5 protein-coding genes are annotated in these 5742 nt (G+C 64.3%); 4 read left to right on the top strand and 1 reads right to left on the bottom strand.

Going from position 1 to position 5742, the window contains the following annotated elements:
* The first annotated feature begins 143 nt into the window (after positions 1 to 143).
* Both glmS and BFAL_RS06445 read left to right on the top strand, forming a co-directional pair.
* Entirely contained in the window at positions 144 to 2036 is a 1893-nt protein-coding gene (glmS, locus tag BFAL_RS06450) for a glutamine--fructose-6-phosphate transaminase (isomerizing) (RefSeq protein WP_055427601.1), read from the top strand.
* 105 nt (positions 2037 to 2141) lie between these two features.
* The gene (locus tag BFAL_RS06445; protein ID WP_082440429.1) at positions 2142 to 2873 is read left to right on the top strand and encodes a pseudouridine synthase; all 732 of its coding nucleotides are present in this window, start codon (positions 2142 to 2144) and stop codon (positions 2871 to 2873) included.
* 91 nt (positions 2874 to 2964) lie between these two features.
* Here the strand turns inward: BFAL_RS06445 and BFAL_RS06440 are convergent, their stop codons facing one another.
* Positions 2965 to 3954, bottom strand: a complete 990-nt coding sequence (locus BFAL_RS06440; RefSeq protein WP_152973576.1) for a LacI family DNA-binding transcriptional regulator — start codon at positions 3952 to 3954, stop codon at positions 2965 to 2967.
* Between the two features lie 212 nt (positions 3955 to 4166).
* On the opposite strand from BFAL_RS06440, the gene BFAL_RS06435 reads away from it, so the two are divergent.
* Both BFAL_RS06435 and BFAL_RS06430 read left to right on the top strand, forming a co-directional pair.
* Positions 4167 to 5099, top strand: a complete 933-nt coding sequence (locus BFAL_RS06435) for a carbohydrate ABC transporter permease (RefSeq protein ID WP_055427599.1) — start codon at positions 4167 to 4169, stop codon at positions 5097 to 5099.
* 5 nt (positions 5100 to 5104) lie between these two features.
* Positions 5105 to 5742, top strand: a 638-nt coding sequence (locus BFAL_RS06430; RefSeq protein ID WP_503089872.1) for a carbohydrate ABC transporter permease, incomplete at its 3' end; no start/stop codon positions are given.

Below are 5742 nucleotides of genomic sequence, written 5' to 3'. Positions count from 1 at the left end.
ACTGGACTGCCCGTTATGCGGCCCCGTCTACTACATGTGCTGTAGCCCGTTTGTAATCATTCGGTGTAATCATTCGACGTGATTCCTACGCCCCGTAGCTGAAAGCCGCGGGGCGTTACTCGTTCTTGGTAGGCTAGTGAGGCATGTGTGGAATCGTTGGATATGCAGGACATGTTGAGACCGCGTGCGGCAAGCCCCTGGAGGTGTGTCTTCAGGGATTGAAGCGCCTTGAATACCGCGGGTACGATTCGGCGGGCGTCGCGTTGACCGCCCCCGGCATGGACCACGTCGAAGTGCGCAAGAAGGCCGGGCGTCTCGCCAATCTCGTCGAGGACATCGAACGCAAGCCGATGCCGCTCGCGACCGTCGGCATCGGGCACACGCGTTGGGCCACCAACGGCGTGCCGAGCGACGTGAACGCCCACCCGCACACCAGCATGGACGGCAAGGTCGCCATCATCCACAACGGCATCATCGAGAATGCCTCCCAGCTCCGCCTCGACCTGCAGGCGGAGGGATACAGGTTCTCCTCCGCCACGGACACCGAAGTCGCCGCGAAGCTGCTCGGCAAGATCGTCGACACCATCATCGCCGAGGACGGCGCCCCCGACCTGTTCAAGGCGGTCCGTCGCATGGCGCGCATGCTCAAGGGCGCGTTCACGATCCTCGCCACCGACTGCCGCCAGCCGAACATCGTCGTCGGGGCGCGCCATGATTCGCCGCTCGTCGTCGGCCTCGGCGACGGCGAGAACTTCCTCGGCTCCGACGTGGCCGCATTCGTCGCGTACACGAAGCGTGCGATGGAGGTCGACCAGGACCAGGCCGTGTGCGTGAGCGCCGACAAGGTCGTCGTCACCGATTTCAACGGCAACATCGTCGAGAACCCGAAGACCTACACCGTCGATTGGGACGCCTCGGCCGCCGAGAAGGGCGGTTGGGATTCGTTCATGGACAAGGAGATCCACGAGGACCCCGCGGCCGTGCAGCGCACGCTCCTCGGCCGCTACGACAAGAACGGCGACGTCGCGCTCGACGAGATCCACATCGACGAGCATGATTTCAAGGCGATCGACAAGATCATCGTCATCGCCTGCGGCACCGCCGCCTACGCGGGCATGGTCGCCAAATACGCGATCGAGCATTGGGTGCGCATCCCCGTCGAGGTGGAGCTCGCCCACGAGTTCCGCTACCGCGACCCGATCCTCACGCCGCGCACGCTCGTCGTCGCCATCTCCCAGTCCGGCGAGACGATGGACACGCTGATGGCCCTGCGCCACGCACGGGAACAGGGCTCGAAGGTGCTCGCCATCTGCAACACGCAGGGCGCGTCCATCCCGCGCGAATCCGACGCCGTGCTGTACACGCACGCCGGTCCGGAGGTCGCCGTCGCCTCCACCAAGGCGTTCGTCGCGCAGATCACCGCCGCCTACGTGCTCGGTCTGTATCTCGCGCAGATCAAGGGCGCGATGTTCCGCGACGAGATCCAGCAGACCATCGACTCCCTCAAGGACATGCCCCGCAAGATCCAGTGGGTGCTCGACACGCAGACCGGTGCGATCGAGAAGGCCGCGAAGCAGATGCTCAACGCCCAGTCGTTCCTGTTCCTCGGGCGTCACGTCGGCTACCCGGTCGCCATGGAGGGCGCGCTCAAACTCAAGGAGATCGCGTACACGTTCACCGAGGGCTTCGCCGCCGGCGAGCTCAAGCACGGCCCGATCGCACTCGTCGACGAGGGCGAACCGGTCGTGTTCATCGTCCCGCCGGAACGCGGCCGCAACGTGCTGCACGCCAAGGTGCTCTCCGGCATCGAGGAGGTGAAGGCGCGCGGCGCGTACATCATCGCCGTCGCCGAGGAAGGCGACAAGGACGTCGAACATTATGCGGACGTCGTCTTCTGGCGCCCCGCCTGCCCGACGCTGATGAGCCCGCTCGTCGACGTGGTGCCGCTGCAGCTGTTCGCGATGGACATCGCCAAGCTCAAGGGCTATGACGTGGACAAGCCGCGCAACCTCGCCAAGTCCGTCACCGTGGAGTGACGCACGTCGGTGGAATCCTCGATCGAAACGACGACGGCGACGGCGCGCGCACGCCCGTCGCCGTCGCCGCAAACGGTGCCGGCTGCCGCGTCGCGACACCGTTACGTGACCGACGAACCGCATATCCCGTTCGACTTGGACGTGATCTACGAGGATGCGGGGATCATCGTCGTAGACAAACCGCATTTCCTCGCGACCACGCCGCGCGGCATGTGGTACCGGCAGACCGCGCTGATGCGCCTGCGCGAAGCGTACGGCGACGACGCGATCGTGCCGGCGCACCGGCTGGACCGCATGACCGCCGGCATCGTCGTGTTCGTGCGGGAACCGTCGCTGCGCGGCGCGTACCAGATGCTGTTCCAGGAGCACCGTGCGCTCAAGACGTATGAATGTCTCGCGCCGTGCGCGCCGATCGCGCGGCCACGATACGGGACCATCGAGCGTCTGGAGGCGCCTCGCGTGTTCCCGTTGCGGCGCCGTTCGCGCATCGTCAAGGAACGTGGGCGTCTGCAGGCGTTCGAGGAGCCGGGGGCCGTGAACGCGCAGACCGTGATCACGCTGGGCGGGCGGGACGCGGCGCACGTGTGCGCGGCATGCGCGCACGACGCCGCGTTGCGCCGGTATGTGCTGTACCCGGAAACCGGCAAGACGCACCAGTTGCGCGTGCACATGAACGCGATCGGACTGCCGATTCACTGTGATGATTTCTACCCGCGCGTGCGGCCGCGCGACTACGACGATTTCGGCGCGCCGCTCGCGCTGGTGGCGCGGCAGCTCGCGTTCGACGATCCGGTGACGGGGGAGCGGCGCGAGTTCGTCTCACGCATGCCGCTGTAGACCGTCGCCCCGCATCGCGGGTGACGTGCGGTGCGGGGCGACGGGCGAATGCCGGGTGCCGGGGCGCGGTATGGCGGGCGTATGCCGGTCGTCAGTCGCCGATGTCGCGCACGGAGCCGCGTTCGACGAGTTCGGTGGGGATCACGGTCTTCACGCCTACGGGCACGCGACCTCCCTCGCATTGACGGCGCACCATGGAGAACGCCTCCAAGCCGATTTTGTCGAACTGCATGCGCATCGTGGTCAGGTCGAGACGCGGCACCATGCCGGTCAGTGAATCGTCGACGCCGACGACGCTGACGTCCTCGGGCACGCGTCTGCCGCCCGCCCGAAGGCCGAGGACCGCGCCGTACGCCATCTGGTCGTTCGCCGCGTACACGGCCGTGCAGTTCGGGTCGCGCGCCAGGGAGAGTCCCGCCTGATAGCCGCTGTCTGCGTTCCAATCGCCGACGAACGTGGGCGGAATGCGCAGTCCCAGCTGTTCGAGCGCGTCGCGCCAGCCCTGCGCGCGGCTTTGCGCGGCGCGCGAGGTGGAGGGGCCGGTGATGTGGTAGACGGTCTTGTGCCCCTTGCTCAGCAGGTAGTCGACGATGGCGGTCGAGCAGCCGTACTGGTCGGCGTCGACCGTGGCGCAGTTGTCGGACGGATCCTCGCAGATCAGCACCACCGGCAGGTCCCGCGGCGGCGCGAACGTGTTGAAGTCGGGCAGATGCTCCTCCATGACGATGATCACGCCGTCGACGGGCAGTTGCTTCATGCGCTCCACCGCGGCGGTGAGCGTGCGCTCCCGGTCCTTGCCCATCATATGGATGGTGATGGCGTAGCCGCTGTCGTTCGCTGCGGTGGCGATGCCTTTGAGGATGCGCGCGTTGCCGAAGCTGGCGATGTTGAACATGACGACGCCGATGTCCTTGAATCGCCCGTGCTTGAGTGCCCGGGCCGCATAGTTCGGCCGGTATCCGAGCTTGGTCATGGCCTCTTCGACGCGGCGACGGGTCTCCGGTTTCACGGCGTCGCTGCCGTTCGCCACACGTGATACGGTTTGCGGTGAGACACCCGCCTCCTTGGCGACGTCCTGCATCGACACCGTTGCTGTACGTTCCATGGCTGCTTCTTCTCCATTAAAGATGAGCGTGTTTTCGTTATCAATATAACATAACGCCGAAGAGCTTAGCCACGCCGGTAGTTGTGCGATATTGACCCGATGATAGAATGGTTGCGTAAACATTTCCGGGGGTGCTTGGTTCGTTGTCGGAGGCAGGCGCCCATGGTCCTTCGAAGGAGAGGGTTGGTATGGCGTCGAGTGAGTTGGCTGCCGCCGCGCCGGCTGCTCCGTCCGCTGCGGTTCGTGTGAATCGGCATAGGGCGGATTGGCGTGGTTGGAAGTTCATGTGGCCGTTTTCGGTGGTGTTCGTGTTTGTGTTCATCATTCCGATCGTGTATGCGGTGTATATCAGTTTCTTCAAGAAGCAGATGATCGGTGGGACGCAGTTCGTTGGTTTGGCGAATTACGCGAAGTTGATGGGTGATCAGCAGTTCTGGTCGAGTGTGGGTCGTGTGGCGTTGTTCACGGTGGTGCAGGTGCCGATCATGTTGTTCCTGGCCGCGGCGATGGCGTTGGCGATCGATTCGATGAAGTTGCATGGTACGAAGTTCTTCCGTATCTCGACGTTCCTGCCGTATGCGGTGCCGGCGGTGGTGTCGACCCTGATCTGGGGTTTCGTGTATGGCGCGAAGTATGGTCTGGTGGGGTCGTTGAACGATTTCCTGGGCACGGACATCGACATGTTCTCGCCGAGCGTGTTGCTGGCGTCGATCGGGAACATCAACACGTGGGAGTTCACGGGCTACAACATGCTGATCTTCTACAGCTCCCTGAGCACGATCCCGCATTCGCTGTACGAGGCGGCGAGCATCGACGGCGCGTCGGAGTGGCAGATCGTGAAGTCGATCAAGCTGCCGGAGTTGAAGGGTTCGTTGGCGATCACGGTGATCTTCAGCATTATCGGTTCGTTCCAGTTGTTCAACGAGCCTTCGATCTTGCAGTCGATGGTGCCGGGCAATGCGATCACGACGTATTACACGCCGAACATGTACGCGTACAACCTGTCGTTCTCGGGTAACCAGGCGAATTACGCGGCGGCGTTGGCGATCGTGATGGCGGTGATCACGATGGCGATCGCGTATGCGGTGCAGTTGCGGAGCATGAAGGAGCAGATGAAGTGAGTGGCGTGACCATTTCCGCGCAGTCGGTGCGCGAGCAGGAGCGTGAGGCGAAGAGGGCCGAGAGGGCGCGTCAGAAGCGGATCGCCAGGGATGAGGCGGCGGAGCGTCGTCGCGCGCAGAGGAGCGGGTTCGCGAACGTGAGCAATCCGCGCAGGAGCGTGTGGATGACGGTGGTGTGCGCGGTGTTCGCGGTGTACTGCCTGTTCCCGTTCGTGTATCTGGTGATCAACGCGACGAAGACGCAGGCGGACTTCACCAGTACGTTCGGTCTGGGGTTCGGGCATAGCTTCGCCCTGTGGGACAACATCGTGACGGTGTTCACGTACCAGGACGGGATCTTCGGCCGGTGGCTGGTGAACACGCTGCTGTACGTGGTGGTGGGCGCGGGCGGCGCGACCCTGCTGGCCATCATGGGCGGGTACGCGTTGGCGAAGTTCCGGTTCCCGGGCCGCAAGGCCGTGTTCGCGGTGATCATCGGCAGTATTTCGGTGCCGGGCATCGCGTTGGCGGTGCCGCAGTTCCTGCTGTTCGCGAAGCTCGGGTTGACGAACACGCCGTGGGCGATGATCATCCCGTCGCTCATCAGCCCGTTCGGCTTGTACCTGATGTGGATCTTCTCGGAGCAGGCGGTGCCGACCGAACT

This window comes from Bifidobacterium aesculapii (assembly GCF_001417815.1).
In the GTDB taxonomy this organism is placed as follows: domain Bacteria; phylum Actinomycetota; class Actinomycetes; order Actinomycetales; family Bifidobacteriaceae; genus Bifidobacterium; species Bifidobacterium aesculapii.
Note: the sequence above shows the minus strand (reverse complement) of the source record. Positions and strands in the feature narration are given on the sequence as shown.